Raw genomic sequence first — 22,382 nt, 5'->3', positions numbered from 1 at the left:
GTCGGTCTATGTTATGAACAAAGAAAACCGACCCAAAGTCAGGAAAGCCAGCCGTGCGTGATCTGAAAATACCCGAGCAAAGACACCCCGAAAAGGCACATCGACCTGACAATGCGGCTCCGCGCAAACCGAATTGGATTCGTGTCAAAGCGCCGGGTGGCAAGGGCTATGCCGAGACGCACAAGATCATGCGTGACAATAATCTGGTCACCGTCTGCGAAGAAGCCGGATGCCCGAATGTAGGTGAGTGCTGGAGCCAGGGTCACGCGACCATGATGATCATGGGCGAGATTTGCACGCGCGGTTGTACATTCTGCAACATCGCGACCGGTAAGCCGGATACTCTGGATGCATTTGAACCGGGTCGCGTGGCGCATGCGGTGCAGAAGCTGGGCTTGAACCATGTGGTCATCACATCCGTGGACCGGGATGACCTGCTCGATGGAGGCGCCGATCACTTTGCACAGACCATCCGTGCGGTGCGACACCGCTCGCCCAAGACTACGATCGAGATTCTGACGCCGGATTTCCTGAAATGCGATCCCTCGGTGCTTGAGATTGTTGTCGAGGCCAAGCCAGATGTGTTCAATCACAATCTTGAAACGGTGCCGGGCCTTTATCCTCAGGTGCGTCCCGGTGCGCGATATTTCCACTCATTGCGCTTGCTGCAGCGGGTCAAAGAGATGGACCCGTCCATTTTCACCAAATCCGGCATAATGGTCGGACTGGGCGAGGACGAGCAGCAAGTTCGTCAGGTCATGGATGACATGCGCGCGGCGGATATCGATTTTCTGACTATCGGCCAGTATCTGCAGCCAACACCCAAGCATCATGGCATTGACCGCTTTGTTACACCCGAAGAGTTTGCGGCCTATGAAAAAGCTGCATTCGGCAAAGGTTTCCTTATGGTCTCGGCAACTCCTTTGACCCGGTCGTCTTACCATGCGGGCGATGATTTCGCCCGTTTGCGCGAAGCTCGACAAAAGAAGTTGAACCAGAGGTGAAACCCGAACTTCAATCCTGGCTTACCGAAAAGCGCCATGAACTGCATCAAGTGCCTGAGATATCGGGCGAGGAACGTGGAACCGCGACGAGTATCTCGAACTTGCTTCAGGCGTGTGATCCCGATGCGGTTCTGACAGGTATCGGTGGCCACGGTGTCGCGGCGGTTTATGATAGCGGACAGCCCGGACCAACCATCGGAATCCGATGTGAATTGGACGGTTTGCCGATTCAGGAAATCTCAAGTGCACGATACGCGTCGCAACATCCCGGAAAGGGGCATCTTTGCGGGCATGATGGCCACATGGCGATGGTGCTTGGTGTTGCCTTTGTATTGGGGGACAAGCGTCCGACCAAGGGGCGGGTGATTCTGATTTTTCAACCCGCCGAAGAAACCGGTCAAGGTGCGATTGCCTATCGTGCTGATCCCAAGTTTGCGGATATCGCTCCGGACTATGTGTTTTCTTTGCACAATTTGCCGGGTTTGGAATTGGGCGGGGTTGAGCTTTGCTCGGGTCCGGCGAATTGCGCCTCGCGTGGGATGCGAATTGTTTTGACGGGCAAAACCTCTCACGCGGCGGCTCCTCAGGATGGAGTGTCGCCAGCCGGTGCGTTGGCAGAGCTTATGCCTGCTTTGGCCATTCTGGGGCAGGGTGGGGCGCTGGATGCAGAATATGCGCTGACAACGGTAACCCATGCTAGGCTGGGTGAGGCCACTTTTGGTATCGCACCCGGTCAGGCCGAACTGTGGGTGACCCTGCGCACGGTCTCGGACAGCCGGATGGCAAGCCTGATCCGCGACGCAGAACAGCTGGTGACTACACGTGCTCAGGCACAAGGATTAGGTGTTGAAATCACCTATGACGATGTGTTTGAGGCTTGCACAAATTCGGGTGAAGCCGTGCAGATCCTGTCAGAGGCCTGCCAAAGCCGCGACATTCCTTGTAAGCTGGTTGCAACCCCACAAAGGTTTTCGGAAGATTTTGGGCAGTTCGGAAAAGGCGCAAAAAACGCCATGTTCTGGCTAGGCGCGGGGCGGGATCATCCGCAGCTACACAACCCCGACTATGATTTCCCGGATGCTTTGATCCCGATCGGGACAGATATTTTTCTGGCTGCTATCGAACAAACGCTCAAGGCCTGAGTTTTCTGGGCTGGCTTTCTGCCCATTCGGGCCACCAACCCATATATTCAATTCCGGCAATCATCAGGCAGATAAGGATCGCGCCAAACACCAGTTTCACGCGCCGTTCCGAGGGCGGGTTTCGCCCCCATTTTGACATGCGAACAAAGTGGCGCAGACTCATCAGTCCTGATCTTCGACAAATCGAACCTTGCCGATAAACGGCAGGTTGCGATTGCGCTGCGCATAGTCGATGCCATAACCCACGACAAATTCATCAGGGATTTCAAACCCGATCCAGTCCGAGCGGAAATCAACCTCGCGCCGGCTGGGTTTGTCCAGAAGGGCGATGGATTTCAACCGGTGCGGCTTGCGGGTACGGAGCAGCTTGGAGACATGATTCAGGGTATGGCCGGTATCCACGATATCCTCGACTACCAAAACATCGCGCCCTTCAATGGCGCCGCGTAAGTCCTTAAGAATACGAACTTCTCGACTGCTTTCCATCGAGTCTCCGTAGGATGATGCCTCAAGAAAATCGACCTCGATGGGCAGGTCCAGCTCACGCACCAGATCAGCGATAAAGACGAAGCTGCCGCGCAGCAGGCCGACAACGACCAGCTTGTCAGTGCCGCCGAATTCAGCCGTTATTTCGCGGCAAAGCTCTTCGATCCGGGCAGCAATTGCCTTGGCCGAGATCATCTCATCTATCACATATGCGCGCTGGCTCATCGCTGCCCCCTTGATCTTTGGCGCGCAACATACGAAATCACGCGCCATTGTCACCAGTTAATCCCGGATATCATGCCAACCCATTCCGAGACCCGCCCGCTGCCTTACACCGCTCAGCAGATGTATGATCTGGTCGCGGATGTGGCGAAATACCCCGAGTTCCTGCCATGGTGCGCTGCGGCCCGCATCCGTCGGACCTATCAAGCCGGAGATGGCAAGGTGATGGAGGCGGATCTGGTGATTTCATTCAAGGTATTCCGAGAACGCTTTGGCAGTCGGGTCACGCTATTTGATGAGCTGAAACGGATCGATACCGAGTATCTGGACGGTCCGTTCAAATACATGCGCTCGGATTGGGAATTCGAGGATACAGTTGATGGCTGCAACGTCTCGTTCCACGTTGATTTCGAATTCAAGAACGCGGTTCTGCAAGGAATCATTGGCGTGGTTTTCAACGAAGCCATGCACCGTATCGTCCGAGCATTCGAACAACGTGCTGCCGTCCTGTACGGCTGAGGCTTTACGCCCGAGCGGCGCGCGCTAGACTGCGCCACATGACCGATTTGACAACTGCCCTTGCCGAGTTTGCTGCTGGTTCTGTGTCGACCACGGCGCAGGCTCGTATCGTGACATCTCTATCCGCGTTGGACTGGCTTGCTGTGGGGCGGGCAGGCGCAGATGAGCCGGTTTCCCGCATCATACGTCAGATGGTTCTTTCCGAGAGCGGTGCCGCACAGGCGCGTTTGTTCGGAGGCGGTGATGCGCCGCTACGTGCAGCTGCGCTGGTGAATGGTACCATTTCTCATGCGCTTGATTATGACGACACGCATTTCGCTCATATCGGTCATCCATCGGTTGCTGTTTTTCCTGCAGCCCTTGCTCTTACTGCGTGGGAAGACCGACCTCTGGTCGATCTGCTTGAGGCAGCGCTAGTGGGAATGGAGTTATCGATCCGCATCGGTTTGTGGCTTGGTCGTGGTCATTATCAGGCTGGTTTTCACCAAACAGCCACGGCTGGCGCGTTTGGGGCTGCGGTGGCTGCGGGTCGGATTATGGCATTTGACGTAAAGCAGATGCGTGACCTGCTGGGGCTAACCGCGACCCGGGCCTCAGGGCAGAAATCACAGTTCGGGACCATGGGTAAACCCTATAACGCTGGACTTGCGGCCTCGAACGGGGTTGAGGCCGCCCAGTTGATCCGCAACGGTTTTCAACCCGGTGCTGACGCATTGGAAGGCCCGTTTGGGTTTGGGGCGACACATTTGGGAGCTGACGATTTAGCTGCTGCGCTTGATGGTTTGGGGGACGAGTGGCTGTTCGAAAGCATCAGCCACAAATTCCACGCTTGCTGCCATGGCCTGCACGCGGCGCTCGAGGCTGCGCGCGATCTCGACGTCGCCGAGCCTGAGGTGGCCGAGATCAAGATCAAAACCCACCCCCGCTGGATGAGCGTGTGCAATCAACTGCAGCCGACCAGTGGGTTAGGAGCGAAGTTTTCCTATCGTACCGTGATCGCAATGCAGGCAATGGGCTACGATACAGCTCTGCCAGGGAGCTATTCCGACAAGATTTGTGCTGATCCAAGACTGCAATCCTTAAGGGACCGGATCACGGTCGAGGCGGATGAGAGTCTATCCGAGACACAAGCCCATCTGTCCCTGTTACGCCGGGACGGCGCGCGCCGCGAGGCCAGCCATGATCTGCTGGCTCCGATGTCTCTATCGGATCGCGAAGATCGCGTCAGGGAGAAAGCGGCGAAGCTGATCGGAGGGGATGAGGCAGACGCCATCTGGTCAATGCTACGCACCGGTGGGCGCGCAGCGGATTTGGCTGAAAGGCTAACTGATTAAGCGACGCGCCAATGCAGTGGAAAGCCCGGATCGAATACGGTCACGGGGCCGTCGCCGCTTTCGATTTTGGCCGGATAGACGACCTCATCGCCTTTGGTCAGCGTGATGGTCTCTTCGTTTACTGGCAGGCGATAGAAGGCCGGGCCGCTGAGTGAGGTGAACGCCTCCAGCTTGTCCAACGCATCTGCGCGCTCGAACATTTCGGCCAGCAGTGACATCGTATTGGTTGCAGTGAAACAGCCGGCGCAGCCACAGGCCATTTCCTTGTTTGCATCCGTGTGCGGTGCGCTGTCTGTGCCCAAGAAGAAACGCGTATCGCCTGATGTCGCGGCGGTCAGCAGCGCCAGCCGATGCTCTTCGCGTTTGGCGACCGGCAAGCAGTAGTAATGCGGCTTGATGCCGCCAACCAGAATGTGGTTGCGGTTGATGATCAGGTGATGCGTTGTAATCGTCGCACCCAGATCTTTCTCGTTCGCCCTGGCGTAATCCACGCCGTTTGACGTCGTGATGTGCTCCATCACCACGCGCAGTCCGGGTGTTGCTTTGCGAATCGGATCAAGAACGCGGTCGATGAACACCGCCTCGCGATCGAAGATATCGATCTCGGCATCCGTGACTTCGCCGTGCACACATAGCGGCAGACCGATCTCGGCCATCTTCTCCAGCACCGGGCGTACCTTGTCGAAATCGCGAACGCCAGAAGACGAGTTGGTTGTTGCCCCAGCCGGGTAAAGCTTTACCGCCTTGACCAAACCGCTTGCATGTGCGGCGGCCACATCCGCCGGGTCTGTGTCTTCTGTCAGGTAGAGCGTCATCAGCGGCTCAAACGTCATGTCCTCAGGCAGAGCAGCAAGGATGCGGTCCCGATAAGCTGCTGCGTCGTCACCTTTGACAACGGGCGGAACCAGATTCGGCATGATGATGGCACGGGCAAAATGGCGCGCGGTTTCAGGCAAGACGGCTTGCAGCATCGCGCCATCGCGCAGATGCAAATGCCAGTCATCGGGGCGGCGGATCGTCAGGGATTGGGTCATGGCCCCCGGCTAACACAGCCGCTTGGGTGGTGAAAGACCCTCTTGCCCTTGCCGATGAGACAGATCGCCGTAAGTCACTGACGGATGGTGGTCTTGACCTCTGGTTGTGGTCATGACCTGTTGGGGCGCAGGAAAAAGGGGAACTCATGACACAGCCAAACTCCATCGATGCCGTGCAAGAGCTTCTGGGCTCTGAGGGTTATGTCTGTGGCCGGGCTTTGGCGACGGTTGTGTTTCTTTCGCTGAAACTTGGTCGGCCTCTGTTTCTGGAAGGTGAGGCGGGCGTCGGCAAAACCGAAATTGCCAAGGCGCTGGCCGCAGGACTAGGCCGCCGCTTGATCCGGTTGCAGTGTTACGAAGGCCTTGATGCCTCTTCCGCTGTGTATGAGTGGAATTTCCCCGCCCAGATGGTGGCGATCCGAACCGCAGAAGCGTCGGGTGGGGCGGACCGAGGCGCGTTGCAGACCGAGCTGTTCTCGGATGATTATCTGATCGAACGCCCCTTGCTGCAGGCCATGCGTCCGGATGCCAATGGGGCACCTGTATTGCTAATTGACGAATTGGACCGGACAGACGAACCCTTTGAGGCTTTCTTGCTGGAGGCACTCAGTGACTTTCAGGTCACGATCCCCGAGCTTGGTACTGTCAAAGCTCCAGAACCGCCCATTGTGATCGTTACCTCGAACCGCACGCGCGAAGTACACGACGCACTGAAACGCCGCTGCCTATATCATTGGGTTGATTACCCTGACTTTGCGCGCGAGATCGAAATCCTGCACGCACGGGCTCCCGAAGCGGCAGAAGCGCTGAGCCGTGAGGTGGTCGCCTTTGTTCAGCGCTTGCGCACTGAAGATTTGTTCAAGAAACCGGGGGTGGCCGAGACCATCGATTGGGCTAAGTGTCTGCTGGCGCTGGACGTTATCAACCTCAGTCCCGAAGTAATCGGCGATACGTTGGGTGCCATCCTGAAATACCAGGACGACATCCAAAAGTTGCAGGGGTCCGAGGCCAAACGCATTCTGGATCAGGCGAAAGCCGATCTCGAACCAGCCTGATGCTTCATATGCTCGAAAATACTTTGGGGGTTTGATGGCCGAACAACTCCCACTCGATATACCGGACAACCCCAAACTGGCCCAGAACATCACCCATTTTGCGCGCGCTTTGCGCAAGGCCGGACTGCCGATAGGAACTGGGCGCGTGATTGACGCGATCCGCGCGGTGCAGGCTGCGGGGTTCACCGAGAAAAGAGATTTCTACTGGACGCTGCATGCCTGTTTCGTGAACCGGCCGGAACATCGAACGGTTTTTGCGCAAGTCTTCCGCCTCTATTGGCGCGATCCGCGGTATCTAGAACATATGATGTCCATGATGCTGCCCGCCATTCGCGGTGTTCAGGAGGAGCGCAAAGCGGATGCGGCTGAAAAGCGCGCGGTTGAGGCGTTATTGGATGGCGTCGAACGCGACTTGCCAGAATCAACCGAGCAACAAGAGGAAAGCGAGATCGAGATCGACGCAACCCAAACCGCGTCATCTGAAGAACGCTTGCGCAACCTCGATTTCGAACAGATGAGTACATCCGAGATCGCCCAGGCCAAACGCATGCTGTCGCGCCTGAACTTACCGGTCAAACCCATCGAGTCTCGCCGAGGTCAGGCCAGTCACCTCGGTCACCGCGTTGATCGCGCTCGGACACTTAGGTCAGCGATGCGGCAGGGTGGCGAACTACGCGATATCGCGCACTTGCAACCCAAACCTCGGTGGCCGAATTTGGTGGCGTTGTGCGATATATCCGGGTCGATGAGCCAATACAGTCGGATCATTCTGCACTTTCTACACGCGGTTTCGAATGCCAAAGGCGCAGGTTGGGCCAAAGTGCACGCATTCACGTTTGGCACACGCCTGACCAACATCACCCGCCATCTGCATCAACGTGATGTCGATGCAGCGCTGGCCGCTGCTGGGGCCGAGGCACGGGACTGGGAAGGCGGAACCCGGATCGGAGAATGCCTGCATCAGTTCAATCGCGACTGGTCGCGGCGCGTCATGGGGCAGGGGGCGGTCGTGTTGTTGATCACCGACGGGTTAGAGCGGGGCGATCCCGAGATGCTGGAAAAGGAAATCGAGCGCCTGCACCTGTCGTCGCGGCGTCTGATTTGGCTGAACCCATTGCTGCGCTGGGACGGGTTCGCACCGAAAGCTCAGGGTGTGGCGACAATGCTTCCACATGTCGACAGCTTCCGCGCCGGGCATTCGATTGCGTCGCTGGAAGATCTGGCCGCCGTGATTTCACAGCCAGATGATCAGGGGCAGAAAGCGCGGCTGATGTCCGCGCTTTCCGACTAGCTGTTACGAAAGCTGCTCTTCATTGCACTTCCGTGCCATCTCCATGGCTTTGTAAGTGCCGGTCAGATCGACGGTGAAGGCGAACTCTTTTTCCGGGAACACGACCATTACCTTCTTCTTGGCAAGGTCATCCGCGAACTGAGGGTCGTCCGACAGGACATATCCGCCCGAATAACCCTTGGTGATGTTCCCCTTCATGCCGGTGGCCTCACCAACATAGATATTGTCTCCGATCAGGATGGCGACGGCCTCTTTCTCGCCTTTCTTGATGTTGGTCTCGGCTTTGGTGAAGACGCCCACATAGCCAACGCCGCGATCTTCGGTCAGGCCCATCTGTACGACATTTTCAGCGTCATCAACCGCTTCGATAAGGCAGGATTTCTTGTCCTGATCGATGAAAACCTTCCAGCCTTCGACCTCACCGTATTTCAGAAATGTGTCAGCCCAGCCGGTGCTGGCAGTCAACAGGCCGATCGCTGCTCCGAGTGTAAGAATGCGTTTCAACTGTTTGTCTCCGCTATGAAATATGTTGGGACGATCCCGAATAGGCCCCGGAATCGCATGCAGGCTAGAATGACGCCTTCCAACATTCAACAATTTGTGAATGTGAGTTCAAAATCGGCTTGTTAGCGCCACAAGATCGACCCGCTGAGCGCTTTTCATTGCTCCAAAGCTGACTATGTTGAACCCAAGCAAGGCCGGAGGTCTAAATGGAACGATTCGATAGCAGCCCGGAAACCGCACTAAAATGGTATCGCGCCGGGAAGGGCGCGGCTTTGGCCACTGTGGTTGAGACCTGGGGCAGCGCGCCGCGCCGTGTAGGCGCGCAGTTGGTCATTGCGGGCGATGGTCGGATCGAAGGCTCGGTTTCTGGTGGTTGCGTCGAAGGTGCCGTGATCGTCGAAGCGCTGGAAGCCATAGATGAAGGCGAGGCAAGGCTGCTAGAGTTCGGTGTAAGCGACGAGGATGCGTTTGCCGTCGGTCTGGCTTGCGGCGGTACGATCAGGGTTTTGGTTGAACCGGTCGGCAAGGTCCTGCCCGAACCAATGCTGGCCGAACTGGTCGCGGCACGGGCGCGGCGCGAACCCTTGGCCCATGAAGTCAATGTCGAGACGGGCCAGCGCGCGTTGCGCCGAAATGCCTATTCCGAACGCTTGCGTATGGACAGGTCCGGGTTCGAAGAGGATGGGCAGACCTTTGTCGCTGTCCACAACCCACCGTTACGGTTGATAGTGGTGGGAGCGGTGCACATCGCCCAAGCTCTGGTGCCGATGGCCCGGATCGCGGGTTATGACCCGGCGATTATAGATCCGCGCGAGGCCTTCGCATCGGACGCACGTTTTCCCGGAGAAACCATCCTTACGGATTGGCCGGATGAGGCTGTATCAAAGCTGGGTCTCGACTCGCGCACGGCGCTTGTGTTGCTGACCCACGACCCCAAACTTGATGACCCCGCGCTTCAGGCCGGTTTGGCGGCCGATGTGTTCTACATCGGCGCACTCGGATCTAAGCGCACACATGCCAAACGCGTGGAGCGGATGAAGCAGGCCGGGTTCAACGATGACCAGATTTCACTGATTCACGGACCTGTTGGGCTTGATATCGGGGCGGCTGGACCGTCTGAGATAGCCGTTGCGATCCTTGCGCAGATGACGGCGGTCCTGCGAGGCAGAGCGTGAAGTTTGGTCCTGTACCCGTTTCCGACGCCAACGGCGCGATATTGGCCCATTCCGTCAAAGCGGGAAACCGCAAGCTTAGGAAAGGTATAACGCTTGCGTCCGAGCACATAGCCGAGTTGCACCAAGCCGGTCTGACCGAGGTCACAGTCGCCAGACTGGAGCAAGGTGATTGCCATGAGGACGAAGCCGCAGCGCTGCTGGCAGAAGCGCTTGCACCAAGTCCCACACAGGCAAATCTGCGTGTCACCGAAGCCTTTACAGGCCGGGTCAACCTTTTAGCAAATGGACCAGGCGTCGCGGTGCTGGATACCGATGCCTTGCAAAAGTTCAATCAGGTCAACCCGATGATCACGGTTGCCACGGTGCCGCAATATCAGCAGATGGCGGCTGGCGGCATGGTCGCGACGATCAAGGTGATTTCTTATGCCGTACCTCGATCCGACGTTGAGAGTGCGGCCCGTCATGCGCAGGACGCTATTCGGTTATCGGTGCCCAAATACGAAAACGCGGGTCTCATCGTTACCGACATTGCTGGCGGGCCATCTAATGAAAAAGGTATCGCTGCTATTCGTAGCCGGGTTGAGGCTTTGGGTATGAATCTGTCAGATGTTCAGGTGGTGCCGCATCGGATGGGCGACTTAACAGCATCGATTTCGGCCATTCGGGGTGAGATCGTCATGATCCTGACCGGATCGGCCACGTCGGATAAAGATGATGTGGCGCCTGCTTCTGTGCGGGCAGCGGGGGGTATCGTCGACCGGTTTGGAATGCCGGTCGATCCGGGGAACCTGTTGTTTTTGGGATCTTCCGGCGGGCGCCCCATTATCGGTTTGCCCGGATGCGCGCGCTCACCAGCATTGAACGGGGCGGATTGGGTCTTGTCCCGCGTTGCTTGCGGAATCGAAACGACGGGCGCGGACATCGCAGGGATGGGTGTCGGTGGGCTGCTAAAAGAAATCCCGACGCGGCCACAGCCCCGCGCTGCCAAGAGTAAATGACGCAACGGCAATTTTGCCCTGTTTGGTGGACGCATCATTGTTAGAAGGCTGATCAGCGAAACTGCGGAAAAATCAGGCAAATATTTTTGTTCTCAAACGAAATTTACCGTGTTTAACTCTGGCTTAGCAAATAAGCCAAGAAAAGGGGAGGATCTTATGACCAAGGTCTCAATGACCGTGAACGGCGTTGCCGTCAGCGGTGATGTTGAAGGGCGGACTCTATTATCCGGATTTCTACGCGACCACCTGAATTTGACAGGCACACATATTGGCTGCGACACGGCTCAATGTGGCGCGTGCGTGGTGCACGTGAATGGTGAGGCGGTCAAATCCTGCAACATGCTGGCGCTGGAAGCAGACGGCGCGGATGTGGGCACGATCGAGGGGCAGGCGGCCGAAGATGGCACGCTGAACGTGATCCAACAGGCCTTTCAGGATCATCACGGGCTGCAATGTGGATTTTGCACTCCGGGCATGGTGATGAGCGCTGCAGCATTGCTCAAGGATAACCCGCGCCCGACCGAAGGCGAAATTCGCAAGTACCTTGAGGGTAACCTATGCCGGTGCACAGGTTACCACAACATCGTCAAGGCAATCATGGCCGCATCGGGTCAAGACGTTTCCAGCATCGCCGCCGAGTGAGGCGGGTAAGAATTTTCGACGAAAATTCTTTTCCACGGAGGAGAACAAGCAATGCCCAAAGACAGTGGCATCGGAGCCAGTTCCAAGCGGCGCGAGGACGTACGCTTTCTGACCGGAGCAGGCAATTACACCGACGACATCAACGTAAATGGCCAGGCCTATGTGCATTTCCTACGGTCCGACATCGCGCATGGCCGGATCACCAACATCGACACATCTGCCGCCGAGGGTATGCCGGGGGTTGTGAAGGTGTTCACCGGCAAGGACTTTGAAGGCGTGGGCGGAATGCCTTGCGGCTGGGAAGTAACCGACCGTCATGGCGCCCCGATGCAGGAACCACCGCATCCCATTCTGGCGCAAGGCAAGGTCCGACATGTAGGCGATCCCATCGCTGCCGTTGTCGCGGACAGCCTTGAACTCGCCCGCGATGCGGCGGAAGCGATTGAAGTGGATATCGAAGAACTCCCTGCCGTGCTGGATATGAAAGCCGCAGCGCAGGATGGCGCTACGCTTATCCATGAGGATCTGAAGAACAACATCTGCTATGACTGGCATCTGGGCGAAGAAGACAATGACAAGGTCAATGAGGTTTTTGCCAACGCGGCCCATGTCACCACTCTGGACCTGATCAATAACCGTCTGGTTGCTAATCCGATGGAGCCGCGCGTTGCGGTGGCCGAGTACAGCCGGGGTACGGATGAGTACACGCTCTACACCACTTCGCAGAACCCGCATGTGATCCGCTTGCTGATGTGCGCATTTGTTCTGGGCTTGCCTGAACACAAAGTGCGTGTCGTAGCGCCTGATGTTGGTGGTGGATTTGGCACGAAGATTTTCCACTACGCGGAAGAGGCGTTCTGTACATTCGCTGCCAAGGCCTGCAACCGTCCGGTCAAATGGACCGCCAGCCGGTCCGAGGCGTTTATGTCGGATGCGCAGGGCCGCGACCACGTCAGCACGATTGAGCTCGCTTTGGACGCGGACAATAACTTCACAGGCCTTCGCACCAACACCTACGCCAATCTGGGCGCGTATCTGTCGACCTTCTCAAGCTCGGTTCCGACTTGGCTGCATGGCACTCTGATGGCGGGCAACTACAAGACGCCGGTCATTCAGGTGAATGTGAAGGCAATGTTCACCAACACAGTGCCGGTGGACGCTTATCGCGGTGCGGGTCGGCCAGAGGCGACCTATCAGCTGGAGCGCGTCATCGACAAGGCAGCGCGTGAACTGGGTGTCGATCCGATCGCCCTGCGTCGCCAGAATTTCATCACCCAGTTCCCGTATGACACACCGGTGGCGCTGACCTACGACACCGGGGATTACAACGGGACGATGGATAAGCTTGAAGCTGCTGCTGATTTGGCTGGCTTTGCCGCGCGACGGGCGGAAAGCGAGGCCAATGGCAAGCTGCGTGGCCTAGGCGTCAATTGCTATATCGAGGCCTGCGGCATCGCGCCCTCGAACATCGTCGGCATGCTGGGGGCCCGGGCGGGTCTTTATGATGCTGCCACGGTGCGGGTGAACGCCACCGGTTCCATCAGCGTCATGGTTGGTGCACATAGCCACGGGCAGGGGCATGAGACCGCTTTCCCGCAGGTTGTGGCCGACATGATCGGCATCGACGAGTCGATGGTAGAGATTGTGCATGGCGACACCTCGAAGATCCCGTTCGGCATGGGCACTTATGGCTCACGCTCGCTCGCGGTCTGTGGTTCGGCCATGGTTAAGGCGACCGAAAAGGTGATCGACAAGGCCAAGAAGATCGCGGCCCACCTGCTCGAGGCGTCCGAGGCCGATATCGAGCTGAAGGACGGTCAGTTCAGCGTCGCGGGCACTGACAAGTCCGTGGCCTGGGGTGATGTGACTCTGACAGCCTATGTACCGCACAACTTCCCATTGGAGGTTGAGCCGGGGCTGGAGGAGACCGCATTTTATGACCCGGCCAACTTCACCTTCCCAGCGGGGGCATATGCCTGCGAGGTTGAGGTGGATCCCGAGACTGGACAGGTGACCATCGAAGCCTTCACCGCTGCGGATGACTTTGGCAACATCGTTAACCCGATGATTGTGGATGGTCAGGTACATGGCGGTATCGGTCAGGGTATCGGTCAGGCTTTGTTGGAAAATTGCGCCTATGACGAGAATGGCCAGTTGCTGAGCGCATCCTTCATGGATTACGCGATGCCACGCGCCGATGATCTGCCGTTCTATGCGGTCGACCATTCCAGCCAGACGCCGTGTACGCACAACCCGTTGGGTGTGAAGGGCTGCGGTGAGGCTGGTGCGATTGGCTCGCCGCCTGCGGTAGTCAACGCGGTTCTGGATGCGCTGAACTCGGGTGGAAAGGCTGTTGATCACATTGACATGCCGATGAGCCCGTCGCGTGTTTGGACAGCAATGCATGGTTGAGAGGTTCGGGTGCGAGGGGCCAGCCCCTCGCGCTCCCCGAGATATTTATAGCCAGATGAAGGGCGGATCCGCGCTTTTCGGAAAGGAAGAACGAAATGTACAATTTCGAGTTTGAGAAACCCTCGACCATCGCTGACGCGGTTACTGCGTTGGGAGTTGAGGATGCACAGGCACTGGGGGGTGGGCAAACCCTGATCCCCACAATGAAGCAGCGGTTGGCCGCGCCATCCAAGCTGGTTTCGGTCAATGGAATCGCTGAAATGAAAGGGGTCTGCGTCGAGGATGATGGCTCGGTAGCGATAGGCGGTGCGACAACCCACGCAAATGTGGCCGCTGAAGCTGCTGGTAACTATCCGGCGCTGGCAGCGCTGGCCGGCCAGATCGGTGATCCTGCGGTGCGTAATCGTGGCACTATTGGCGGTTCGATTGCCAACAATGATCCAGCGGCCTGTTATCCGGCGGGAGTGCTGGGTTCAGGCGCGACCATTGTCACCAATAATCGCCAGATAGCGGCGGATGACTTCTTTCAGGGCATGTTTACGACAGCTCTGGAAGAGGGCGAGATTATCACTTCGGTGCGTTTCCCCGTGCCTCAGGCGGCGAGTTATCAGAAGTTTTTGCAGCCCGCGTCTCGGTTTGCGTTGGTCGGGGTATATCTTGCCCGGTTTGCCGATGGCGTTCGGGTTGCAGTAACCGGTGCAAGCGAGGACGGAGTTTTCCGCTGGGCGGAGGCTGAGGAGGCCCTGAACAAAGAGTTCCGCGCGGACGCTTTGATGGGGCTGCATATCAATCCGATGAACATGATTGGTGATCTGCACGGGAGCAAAACGTATCGGGCGCATCTGGTCACTGTTATGACGAAACGGGCTGTCGAAGCTTGCAGTTGATCTGATTGTTAATCAGCTTTGAGAGCCTCGGTGAAAGCCGGGGCTCTTTATTCTTTCCGAACTCTTGGGAGCTTGGCGGGGCGCCAGTAGGCGCCGGTGTCTTCTCTGGCTGTCTGATAGCGTTCCACGCGGTCACGCGCGGCTGATCCCCCTGCGGCAAAGAGATGACCCAGCAGGCATTCAAGCACTGCCATCGCTCCGGAGAAGCTGGAAAAGTGATGTTGCGCGCGGGTACTTACAGGCAGCACGATGTCAGGGTCAACACCAGGGGCGATGACGTCGCTATCCGACAATAGCACGATGCGCATGCCGCGTTTACGCGCAAAACGCATGGATTGTATAGTGTCAGAGGAATAGGGGTGAACGGTAATAGCGAAAAGGCAGTCCGCCTCATCGGCCTCGAGCAAATCATCGATGGCTGATCCCATATGTCGCGGGATAAGTTGAAATCCTGGGTGTGCCATCCGACCCGCATAGTGGAGATAGTAGGCCAAAGCATAGCTGGCCCGGGTCGCGGTTAGGAAACAGCGATTAGCTGCAATCATGTACTCTGTGACCTGTTGCATCAAATCAGGATCGGCCAGTCGCAAGGAGCGGGCTACGACGTTCAGTTCGTTTTGCGCAAACCCAGCTTGCGCGGCGCTGAATTGGCCCCCCGATTTCATGCGATCCAGCCAGCCCTGACCCAGCCGATCTTCTCGATCTGTGACAAGGGTTTGGCGAAAGGGTCGTCTGAACGACTCAAAACTGTCGAATCCCATGCGTTGTGCCAACCGCACCAAAACGTTTGAACTGACACCGATCTTTTCGGCGGTAAGCCGAACCGGGTCGAGCCCGAAATCGCCAGGGTGGTCGATGATGTATTTCGCTGCGGCTTGCATTTGCTGAGGCAGGGTGTCGATTTCGTGCCGAAGCTGCTCGGTGAGTTGGGATGAGGTGTGTTGCATTTGGTAAGAAAAAACAAATGTTATGAAGATTGCAAATTGAAAACGTGAGCGAGGTGTCTAATTCGGGATCGTAAAAAACAGGTGACGGAATGTCTGGGACTGGTTTGAGGATGACGAGAAGGCCATATGTGTTGGTGGCTCCGAACGGGGCGCGACGAGGGCATGGAGATCATCCTGCCCTGCCGATCAAGACTGATGAAATCGTCAAGGTCGCGAAAACGTGCCATAGGGCAGGTGCGCAAGGTCTGCATCTGCATATTCGCGATCAGTCAGGTAACCATTCACTAGATGCGGGTTTGTATCGCGAAACCATTGCTGAACTGCGTGCTGCGGCCCCTGACATGGACATCCAGATTACGACAGAAGCTGCTGGCGTTTTCGGCGTTCAAGCACAACTTGCTTGTTTGCAAAATGTGCGCCCGGACTGGGCTTCGATTTCGGTGCGCGAGATTGCACGGTCGCCCGAACTTGCGCCAAAGGTCTACGCACTATGCGCGGAACAAGGGACTCGTGTTCAGCATATCCTCTATGATGTCGCTGACGTTGAGTTACTGACCCATTGGCAGGCTGAAGGGGTGGTAAAATCGGATCAGGTCGACCGTCTGCTTGTCCTTGGTCGCTATTCCACGGCGCAGGAATCGAGTCCGAATGATCTGGATGTGTTTCCGCACAGCGCTGATCCATGGATGGTCTGTGCCTTTGGAGGGCAGGAGCATGCGTGCCTGCAAAAGGCCGCGCAGCTGGGTGGCGATGTGCGCGTTGGTTTTGAGAACAGCCTTGCCGGTCCGGATGGCCAGGCTTGGGCAGACAATGCCGCATCCGTCGCGGCGCTGATTGATCTTCTGAAAAGGACGTCGACATGAGTCACGTATTTCCACGCCATACAAAGTCGGAACTGCCTGAGGCCGCTGGTGGTGACGGCTGTTATCTCATCGACTCAACCGGCCGTCGCTATCTGGATTGTGGTGATGCTGCCGTTTCATGCCTCGGCCATTCCAACGCCGCTGTGGTCAAAGCGGTGCAGGATCAGGTGGCGCAGATTGCGTTTGCGCATACGGGCTTTATGACCTCGGCACCGGCCGAGGCACTGGCCGATCTGCTGATTAAACACGCCCCCGGCGAACTGGACCGGGTCTATTTTGTCTCGGGCGGGTCAGAGGCGACCGAGGCTGCTATCAAACTGGCGCGGCAGTATTATCTGGAAACCGGTCAGCCAGAACGCCGCCATGTGATCGCGCGTCGGCAAAGCTATCACGGCAACACTTTGGGGGCACTTTCGGCGGGTGGCAATGAATGGCGGCGGGCGCAGTTTGCACCGATGCTGATCGAGATGACTCATATCGCTCCTTGCTATGAGTACGCCGAAAAGCCTGAGGATGAGAGCAGTTTTGAATATGGTCAGCGCGTTGCGAATGAGCTGGAGGCAGAAATCCTGCGCCTTGGGCCTGAAACGGTCATGGCTTTCATGGCAGAGCCGGTGGTTGGTGCGACGCTTGGGGCTGTTCCGGCAGTCGAGGGGTACTACAAGCGAATCCGTGAAATTTGCGATCAACACGGCGTTCTTCTGATCCTCGACGAAGTAATGTGCGGCATGGGTCGTACCGGGCATTTGTTTGCCTGTGATCATGACGATGTCGCGCCGGATATTCTTTGTATCGCCAAAGGGTTGGGTGCAGGGTATCAGCCTATCGGAGCGATGCTGTGTTCGGGTCGAATCTATGATGCGATCCGGGATGGATCGGGTTTCTTCCAGCATGGCCACACCTATATCGGTCATCCGGTTGCGACTGCGGCTGCGCTTGCCGTTATACAGGAACTTACCTCTCGTGATCTGCCGGCGCGGGCAGGTGTAATGGGGGATAAGCTGCAGAGCATGCTGGAAAACAAGTTCGGTCAGCACCCGAATGTCGGGGATATTCGCGGTCGCGGCTTGTTCCGAGGGATTGAGCTGGTCGAGGATCGAGATATGAAAACCCCGTTTGATCCGTCGCGTGGCGTGGCGGGCAAAATCAAGAAGGCCGCCATGGCCGAGGGATTGATCTGTTACCCGATGTCAGGCACGCGTGACGGACGCAACGGAGATCATATCCTCCTAGCACCGCCCTTTGTCATCGAAGATGACCAACTGGTCGAGCTTGTAGACAAGCTGGATCGGGCGATATCCTCGGTGATCTGATTTAGGCGAGAAGCCAGAAAACAAAGAAGCCCCTCCGATTTCGGAGGGGCTTTTGTCATTCTACAAAAAGAAAACCTACTTCTGTGGCAGCGGGCCAATCATCATGATCATCTGACGGCCTTCCATCTTGGGCATGTTCTCGATCTTGCCCAGATCCTTGACGTCCTCGGCCACACGTTCCAGCAGTTCACGCCCCAAATTTTGGTGGGCCATCTCGCGGCCACGGAAACGCAGGGTGACTTTGACCTTGTCGCCGTTCTCAAGAAACTTGAACACGTTGCGCATCTTGACGTCATAGTCATGCGTATCGGTGTTGGGCCGGAACTTGACCTCTTTCACCTCGATGATCTTTTGCTTCTTGCGGGCTTCGCTTTCGCGTTTCTGCTGTTCGTACTTGAACTTGCCGAAATCCATGATTTTGCAGACCGGCGGGTTGGCGTTAGGCGAAATCTCAACCAGATCGAGACCGACGTCGGCGGCCATCTGCATGGCTTTTGCGGGATGAACCACCCCGACATTTTCACCTTCGGCGCCAATCAGGCGAATTTCGGGAGCACGGATCTTGTCATTGACGCGCGGGCCGGTATCTCGCTGTGGCGGCGCGTTGTGAGGTCTGCGGGCTATGGGTTCATTCCTTTGATGATTGCAGAATTTCGAGCCCGGAATTTAGACCGGGCTGAGAGGTGTTTCAAGCGGCATAAATTGCAAGCCGCATGAATTTTCCATGAATTTCGTGAGTTTTTGCCGGTTTAGGGTGTCGATAACTCCACCGGCAAACCCCATTAGCCCACAAATGCCTTTTCAATCACGAATTCCTTGGGTTCGGAATTGGCGCCTTCTCGCAGGCCGAACTCTTCCAGAATTGCTTTGATGTCATGGTTGAAGGCAAGGCTGCCACAAACCATCGCGCGATCAGTGTCTGGCTTGATACCACCTTCGATGCCCAGATCGGCAAATACGGTGCCGTCTTTTAACAGCTCGGTTATACGGCCCATCTTTGGGCTCTCTTCCCGCGTGGTGGTGGGATAATAGCGGATCTTGTCGGCGAAACCGTCACCAATCAGTTCGGCCAGCAACTCGTCCTGTTTGACGCCCTCGATCAACTCGCGACCGTAATCCAGTTCAGCTACGTCGCGGCAGGTATGGGTGATGATAACCTCGTCATAATCCTCATAGGTCTGCGGTTCACGCAGCAGCGACGCGAAGGGCGCAAAGCCTGTGCCGGTGGCGAAGAACCAGATGCGCTTGCCGGGCAGCAATGCGTCATGCACCAGCGTGCCGACGGGTTTGGGCCGAAGAATGATCTGATCACCAGGCTGGATGTGCTGCAGTTTTGAGGTCAGCGGGCCATCCTGCACTTTGATCGAGTAGAATTCCAGTTCCTCATCCCATGAAGGCGAGGCGATGGAATATGCGCGCAACAGCGGTTTGCCATTATCGCCCAGTAGGCCGATCATAACGAACTCACCCGAGCGAAAGCGCAAGGAAGCCGGGCGCGACACCTTGAAAGAGAACAGGCGGTCGGTCCAATGTTTGACCTCGGTCACAGTCTGGGCGTCGGGCAGGACGGGGGCCTTAACGGCGGTTGCTTCACTCACGGATTTCATCTCTGTCATCATTTCACTGCCGGTCTGCTAAACCGGTATCTCCGTTTAATCTTTGATCCAAGTCAGGAAAAGGGGCAGATTGCCCCTTTCGTATCACAGGTTGGCGATGGCGGGTTAGCCGCGCAGGCGGGCCTGGTAGTTGTTGTCCTGCCAATTGGCCCGGGCCAGCCACTGATCTTCGGGCTGCCGGTTCGCCAAGGTGTCATCAATTTCGACTTCGTCAAAGCCGCTACGACGCGCCATGGCGTATTGGTCTGCAAGAACATGGCCTTTTGCCCGCAGGCGACCTGTATAACCTTTCAGACGCAGAACACGCGCGATGGTAAAACCGCGCCCATCCGCTGAGGATGGAAAATCCACGCGCACCATCTGGGCGCTGCCCAGCCGGTCAAACAGTTCATCGGGGTCAGTGTCCGAAGCGATATCCAGTGCGACCACGTCATTCGCTGCATCGTCCAGCGTGACATAGCCATCGCTCCAATCATCGGGGGCAAAGCCCTCGTCGTTTACGATTACGTTCATGTTTTCTCTCCGATGCGCACCATTTTTCCATCAACAAAATGGATGCCGCATTCTTCCTTGTTCTGATCGCGCCAGCGCCCGGCGCGGGGGTCTTCGCCTTCTTTGACCGGTGAAGTGCAGGGCGCACAGCCGATCGAGGGGTATCCTTTGGCCACCAGCGGATGCCGGGGCAGGTTGTTTTCGTCCATATAGGCGCGCACATCCTCGGGTGCCCAATGGGCCAGCGGGTTGACCTTGATCCGGCCGGTCCCGTCCTCGACCTCGAAAAAGTCCAGCGCGGCACGGGTGCCGGACTGAAACCGTTTGCGCCCGGTGATCCAGCCACAATACCCAGTCAGAGCTTTCTGCAGCGGGAAGGTCTTGCGCAGGTTGCAGCAGGCATCGGTGTCACGCAGACGCAACGCGCCATAAGGATCGTCACGCTGAACATCTTCATCCTCGGCGCGGATGATCTGCACATTGCGCAGGCCCAGACGCTCGCTGACCTCCTGCTGGTATTCCAGCGTTTCGGCAAACAGCATCTGGGTGTCCACGAATAGCACTGGGGTCATCTTGTCGACCACTGCAGCCATATGCAGCAACACCACCGATTCCGCGCCAAAGCTGGAGACCAGAGCAAGCTCATCGATCTCGTCCAATGCGCCATGCATCACATCATGGGCACTGTGGTGGCGGAAGCGGGCGTTCAGCGCCTCGACCTTTTCGGTCAGTTCGGCGCGGTCAGCCCCCAGTTCCGTTTGGATCAGGTCAAGCGGCATTGGCCTGTGCCTCGGGGTAAAGCACGGCCTTGAACGGTGCCATGCCAACGCGGCGATAGGTCTGCAAGAAGGTCTCTTCCGCGCTGTCGCGCTGCTCCAGATACGTGTCGACGATGCGCTCGACCGCCGGAACGATCTCGTCATAGGCGAAGCCCGGGCCAGTACGATCACCGATGGCGGCGGATTCGGTACCGTCACCACCCAGAGTGATCTGGTAGTTTTCGACGCCAGCGCGGTCTAGGCCAAGAATGCCGATGTGACCCACATGGTGGTGACCACAGGCGTTGATGCAGCCTGAAATCTTGATCTTCAGGTGGCCGATATCATGCTCCAGTTTCAGGTCTTCGAACCGGGTCGCGATTTCCTGCGCCACGGGGATCGAACGTGCCGTCGCCAGTGCGCAGTAATCCATACCGGGACAGGCGATAATGTCGCTGATCAAGCCGATGTTGGCGGTCGCCAACTCGTGTTCTTTCAGCGTTGCGTGGATCGCGGGCAGGTCGGATTTGTGGACATGCGGCAGGATTACGTTCTGCTCATGGCTGATACGCAGTTCGTCATAGGCGAACTCTTCGGCCAGATCAGCCATCACTCGCATCTGCTCGGCAGTCGCATCGCCCGGCGTCTGGCCGTGCTTCTTGATCGAGATCGTGACGATCGCGTGGTCCGCGTTCTTGTGCGGCGCGATGTTGGTGTCGACCCACGAACGGAAGACCGGATCGTTGGTGTAGGCACTCTCGAACGAGGCAACCGAACCATCACGGAAGGCCGGAGGCGCAAAGTGGCCCTTGATTTCTTCCAGCAGGTTCATATCCGCGCCTTTGAATTGCGGGCGAACCTTCAAAAAGCGTTCGTTCACTTTGGCACGGATGGCGTCGATGCCGTGCTCATGCACGGTGATCTTGATACGTGCCTTGTACTTGTTGTCGCGACGGCCGATCTGGTTCCACACGGAAACGGTGGCCTCAAGATAGGCCAGCAGGTCGTCAAAGGCGACGAATTCCGATAGCTCTTTGCCGATCATGGGCGTACGGCCCAGACCACCGCCAACGATGACGCGGGCACCCAGAACGCCATCACGCTCAACCAATTGCAGACCGATGTCATGCGCCTTGATCACGGCGCGGTCATTCTCGCTGCCGGTGATGGCGATCTTGAATTTGCGGGGCATGAACTGGAATTCAGGGTGGTCGGTTGACCACTGGCGCAGCAGTTCGGCATAGGGGCGCGGATCAGCGACCTCATCCGCGGCGGCACCGGCGAAATGATCGGCGGTCACGTTGCGGATGGTGTTACCCGAGGTCTGGATGGCGTGCATGCCAACCTCGGCCAGTGCGTCCAGCATATCCGGCACGTCGTTCAGCTTCGGCCAGTTGTACTGAATGTTCTGACGGGTGGTAAAATGGCCGTAACCTTTGTCCCATTTCTCGGCCAGCAAAGCGAGCTGACGCATCTGAGCACTGGACAGCGTGCCATATGGAATAGCGACCCGCAGCATATAAGCGTGCAATTGCAGATACAGACCATTCATCAGGCGCAGTGGCTTGAATTCGTCTTCAGTCAGCGAACCGTCAATGCGACGCTCAACCTGCGCACGGAACTGCGCGTTGCGTTCTGCCAAAAATGCTGTGTCGAACTCGGAGTAGCGATACATGTTTAGCTGTCCT

Annotated in this window: 23 protein-coding genes; 13 read left to right on the top strand and 10 right to left on the bottom strand. The window is 57.2% G+C overall.

Going from position 1 to position 22,382, the window contains the following annotated elements; genetic code table 11:
- Positions 1-53 precede the first annotated feature (53 nt).
- Both lipA and I5192_RS07840 read left to right on the top strand, forming a co-directional pair.
- A complete protein-coding gene (gene lipA / locus I5192_RS07845; RefSeq protein WP_170405410.1) occupies positions 54-1,004 on the top strand; it encodes a lipoyl synthase in 951 nt (316 codons plus the stop codon).
- Positions 1,001-2,146, top strand: a complete 1,146-nt coding sequence (locus I5192_RS07840) for an amidohydrolase (RefSeq protein ID WP_223118122.1) — start codon at positions 1,001-1,003, stop codon at positions 2,144-2,146. Before lipA ends, I5192_RS07840 begins: the two co-directional genes overlap by 4 nt.
- Here the strand turns inward: I5192_RS07840 and I5192_RS07835 are convergent.
- Positions 2,136-2,309 (bottom strand): hypothetical protein, encoded by a 174-nt coding sequence (locus I5192_RS07835; protein ID WP_170421327.1) that lies wholly within the window; start codon positions 2,307-2,309, stop codon positions 2,136-2,138. The two genes, I5192_RS07840 and I5192_RS07835, sit on opposite strands and share 11 nt — an antisense overlap.
- Positions 2,309-2,857, bottom strand: a complete 549-nt coding sequence (gene hpt / locus I5192_RS07830) for a hypoxanthine phosphoribosyltransferase (protein ID WP_010439696.1) — start codon at positions 2,855-2,857, stop codon at positions 2,309-2,311. Before hpt ends, I5192_RS07835 begins: the two co-directional genes overlap by 1 nt.
- Before the next feature lie 72 nt (positions 2,858-2,929).
- On the opposite strand from hpt, the gene I5192_RS07825 reads away from it, so the two are divergent.
- Positions 2,930-3,373, top strand: coding sequence for a type II toxin-antitoxin system RatA family toxin (locus I5192_RS07825; protein WP_170801000.1), 444 nt, complete (start codon positions 2,930-2,932; stop codon positions 3,371-3,373).
- Between the two features lie 38 nt (positions 3,374-3,411).
- Complete coding sequence (locus tag I5192_RS07820; protein ID WP_223118121.1) at positions 3,412-4,707, top strand: MmgE/PrpD family protein; 1,296 nt, start codon at positions 3,412-3,414, stop codon at positions 4,705-4,707.
- Here the strand turns inward: I5192_RS07820 and pyrC are convergent.
- Positions 4,704-5,741, bottom strand: coding sequence for a dihydroorotase (pyrC, locus tag I5192_RS07815; protein ID WP_223118120.1), 1,038 nt, complete (start codon positions 5,739-5,741; stop codon positions 4,704-4,706). The genes I5192_RS07820 and pyrC overlap by 4 nt on opposite strands.
- A gap of 146 nt (positions 5,742-5,887) precedes the next feature.
- On the opposite strand from pyrC, the gene I5192_RS07810 reads away from it, so the two are divergent.
- Together I5192_RS07810 and I5192_RS07805 are read left to right on the top strand one after the other, a co-directional pair.
- Entirely contained in the window at positions 5,888-6,796 is a 909-nt protein-coding gene (locus tag I5192_RS07810; RefSeq protein WP_170421335.1) for a MoxR family ATPase, read from the top strand.
- A gap of 34 nt (positions 6,797-6,830) precedes the next feature.
- Positions 6,831-8,087, top strand: a complete 1,257-nt coding sequence (locus tag I5192_RS07805; protein ID WP_223118119.1) for a VWA domain-containing protein — start codon at positions 6,831-6,833, stop codon at positions 8,085-8,087.
- Between the two features lie 3 nt (positions 8,088-8,090).
- On the opposite strand, the gene I5192_RS07800 is transcribed toward I5192_RS07805, so the two are convergent.
- Positions 8,091-8,591 carry a hypothetical protein gene (locus I5192_RS07800; RefSeq protein ID WP_170393237.1) on the bottom strand — a complete coding sequence of 167 codons (501 nt, stop codon included), beginning with the start codon at positions 8,589-8,591 and terminating at the stop codon, positions 8,091-8,093.
- Between the two features lie 206 nt (positions 8,592-8,797).
- Between I5192_RS07800 and I5192_RS07795 the strand changes: the two genes are divergently transcribed.
- The 5 genes from I5192_RS07795 (at position 8,798) to I5192_RS07775 (ending at position 14,705) form a co-directional block, all read left to right on the top strand.
- Entirely contained in the window at positions 8,798-9,766 is a 969-nt protein-coding gene (locus I5192_RS07795; RefSeq protein WP_223118118.1) for an XdhC family protein, read from the top strand.
- A complete protein-coding gene (locus tag I5192_RS07790) occupies positions 9,763-10,764 on the top strand; it encodes a molybdopterin-binding protein (RefSeq protein ID WP_223118117.1) in 1,002 nt (333 codons plus the stop codon). Before I5192_RS07795 ends, I5192_RS07790 begins: the two co-directional genes overlap by 4 nt.
- A gap of 156 nt (positions 10,765-10,920) precedes the next feature.
- The gene (locus tag I5192_RS07785; RefSeq protein WP_170393234.1) at positions 10,921-11,406 is read left to right on the top strand and encodes a (2Fe-2S)-binding protein; all 486 of its coding nucleotides are present in this window, start codon (positions 10,921-10,923) and stop codon (positions 11,404-11,406) included.
- A gap of 51 nt (positions 11,407-11,457) precedes the next feature.
- A complete protein-coding gene (locus tag I5192_RS07780) occupies positions 11,458-13,818 on the top strand; it encodes a xanthine dehydrogenase family protein molybdopterin-binding subunit (protein ID WP_223118116.1) in 2,361 nt (786 codons plus the stop codon).
- A 95-nt stretch (positions 13,819-13,913) separates the two neighbouring features.
- Positions 13,914-14,705, top strand: coding sequence for a xanthine dehydrogenase family protein subunit M (locus I5192_RS07775; RefSeq protein WP_170510616.1), 792 nt, complete (start codon positions 13,914-13,916; stop codon positions 14,703-14,705).
- Positions 14,706-14,752: 47 nt separating this feature from the next.
- On the opposite strand, the gene I5192_RS07770 is transcribed toward I5192_RS07775, so the two are convergent.
- The gene (locus I5192_RS07770) at positions 14,753-15,652 is read right to left on the bottom strand and encodes a MurR/RpiR family transcriptional regulator (protein WP_170405443.1); all 900 of its coding nucleotides are present in this window, start codon (positions 15,650-15,652) and stop codon (positions 14,753-14,755) included.
- 110 nt (positions 15,653-15,762) lie between these two features.
- Here I5192_RS07770 and I5192_RS07765 point away from each other — a divergent pair, with 110 nt between their 5' ends.
- Positions 15,763-16,515 carry a 3-keto-5-aminohexanoate cleavage protein gene (locus tag I5192_RS07765; RefSeq protein WP_255612110.1) on the top strand — a complete coding sequence of 251 codons (753 nt, stop codon included), beginning with the start codon at positions 15,763-15,765 and terminating at the stop codon, positions 16,513-16,515.
- Entirely contained in the window at positions 16,512-17,828 is a 1,317-nt protein-coding gene (locus I5192_RS07760) for an aspartate aminotransferase family protein (protein ID WP_170625973.1), read from the top strand. The genes I5192_RS07765 and I5192_RS07760 overlap by 4 nt, the downstream gene beginning before the upstream one ends.
- Before the next feature lie 75 nt (positions 17,829-17,903).
- Here the strand turns inward: I5192_RS07760 and infC are convergent, their stop codons facing one another.
- The 5 genes from infC to I5192_RS07735 all read right to left on the bottom strand — a co-directional run bounded on the left by infC (position 17,904) and on the right by I5192_RS07735 (position 22,369).
- Positions 17,904-18,452, bottom strand: coding sequence for a translation initiation factor IF-3 (gene infC / locus I5192_RS07755; RefSeq protein WP_029621782.1), 549 nt, complete (start codon positions 18,450-18,452; stop codon positions 17,904-17,906).
- A 158-nt stretch (positions 18,453-18,610) separates the two neighbouring features.
- A complete protein-coding gene (locus I5192_RS07750; RefSeq protein ID WP_170595767.1) occupies positions 18,611-19,444 on the bottom strand; it encodes a ferredoxin--NADP reductase in 834 nt (277 codons plus the stop codon).
- A gap of 105 nt (positions 19,445-19,549) precedes the next feature.
- Positions 19,550-19,957, bottom strand: a complete 408-nt coding sequence (locus I5192_RS07745; RefSeq protein ID WP_223118114.1) for a DUF934 domain-containing protein — start codon at positions 19,955-19,957, stop codon at positions 19,550-19,552.
- A complete protein-coding gene (locus tag I5192_RS07740; RefSeq protein ID WP_223118113.1) occupies positions 19,954-20,715 on the bottom strand; it encodes a phosphoadenylyl-sulfate reductase in 762 nt (253 codons plus the stop codon). Before I5192_RS07740 ends, I5192_RS07745 begins: the two co-directional genes overlap by 4 nt.
- Positions 20,705-22,369: a nitrite/sulfite reductase gene (locus tag I5192_RS07735; RefSeq protein WP_223118112.1), complete on the bottom strand. Its 1,665-nt coding sequence runs from the start codon at positions 22,367-22,369 to the stop codon at positions 20,705-20,707. Before I5192_RS07735 ends, I5192_RS07740 begins: the two co-directional genes overlap by 11 nt.
- Positions 22,370-22,382: the final 13 nt, after the last annotated feature.

Origin of the sequence: Ruegeria sp. SCSIO 43209, assembly GCF_019904295.1 — a bacterium.
In the GTDB taxonomy this organism is placed as follows: Bacteria; Pseudomonadota; Alphaproteobacteria; order Rhodobacterales; family Rhodobacteraceae; genus Ruegeria.
Note: the sequence above shows the minus strand (reverse complement) of the source record. Positions and strands in the feature narration are given on the sequence as shown.

What these genes read in the sequence shown, in the direction of transcription:
- I5192_RS07835 (WP_170421327.1), bottom strand. Translation starts at nt 2,309, where the DNA reads ATGAGTCTGCGCCACTTTGTTCGCATGTCAAAATGGGGGCGAAACCCG.
- hpt (WP_010439696.1), bottom strand. Translation starts at nt 2,857, where the DNA reads ATGAGCCAGCGCGCATATGTGATAGATGAGATGATCTCGGCCAAGGCA.
- I5192_RS07825 (WP_170801000.1), top strand. Translation starts at nt 2,930, where the DNA reads ATGCCAACCCATTCCGAGACCCGCCCGCTGCCTTACACCGCTCAGCAG.
- I5192_RS07820 (WP_223118121.1), top strand. Translation starts at nt 3,412, where the DNA reads ATGACCGATTTGACAACTGCCCTTGCCGAGTTTGCTGCTGGTTCTGTG.
- pyrC (WP_223118120.1), bottom strand. Translation starts at nt 5,741, where the DNA reads ATGACCCAATCCCTGACGATCCGCCGCCCCGATGACTGGCATTTGCAT.
- I5192_RS07810 (WP_170421335.1), top strand. Translation starts at nt 5,888, where the DNA reads ATGACACAGCCAAACTCCATCGATGCCGTGCAAGAGCTTCTGGGCTCT.
- I5192_RS07805 (WP_223118119.1), top strand. Translation starts at nt 6,831, where the DNA reads ATGGCCGAACAACTCCCACTCGATATACCGGACAACCCCAAACTGGCC.
- I5192_RS07795 (WP_223118118.1), top strand. Translation starts at nt 8,798, where the DNA reads ATGGAACGATTCGATAGCAGCCCGGAAACCGCACTAAAATGGTATCGC.
- I5192_RS07785 (WP_170393234.1), top strand. Translation starts at nt 10,921, where the DNA reads ATGACCAAGGTCTCAATGACCGTGAACGGCGTTGCCGTCAGCGGTGAT.
- I5192_RS07780 (WP_223118116.1), top strand. Translation starts at nt 11,458, where the DNA reads ATGCCCAAAGACAGTGGCATCGGAGCCAGTTCCAAGCGGCGCGAGGAC.
- I5192_RS07775 (WP_170510616.1), top strand. Translation starts at nt 13,914, where the DNA reads ATGTACAATTTCGAGTTTGAGAAACCCTCGACCATCGCTGACGCGGTT.
- I5192_RS07770 (WP_170405443.1), bottom strand. Translation starts at nt 15,652, where the DNA reads ATGCAACACACCTCATCCCAACTCACCGAGCAGCTTCGGCACGAAATC.
- I5192_RS07765 (WP_255612110.1), top strand. Translation starts at nt 15,763, where the DNA reads ATGACGAGAAGGCCATATGTGTTGGTGGCTCCGAACGGGGCGCGACGA.
- I5192_RS07760 (WP_170625973.1), top strand. Translation starts at nt 16,512, where the DNA reads ATGAGTCACGTATTTCCACGCCATACAAAGTCGGAACTGCCTGAGGCC.
- I5192_RS07750 (WP_170595767.1), bottom strand. Translation starts at nt 19,444, where the DNA reads ATGACAGAGATGAAATCCGTGAGTGAAGCAACCGCCGTTAAGGCCCCC.
- I5192_RS07745 (WP_223118114.1), bottom strand. Translation starts at nt 19,957, where the DNA reads ATGAACGTAATCGTAAACGACGAGGGCTTTGCCCCCGATGATTGGAGC.
- I5192_RS07740 (WP_223118113.1), bottom strand. Translation starts at nt 20,715, where the DNA reads ATGCCGCTTGACCTGATCCAAACGGAACTGGGGGCTGACCGCGCCGAA.
- I5192_RS07735 (WP_223118112.1), bottom strand. Translation starts at nt 22,369, where the DNA reads ATGTATCGCTACTCCGAGTTCGACACAGCATTTTTGGCAGAACGCAAC.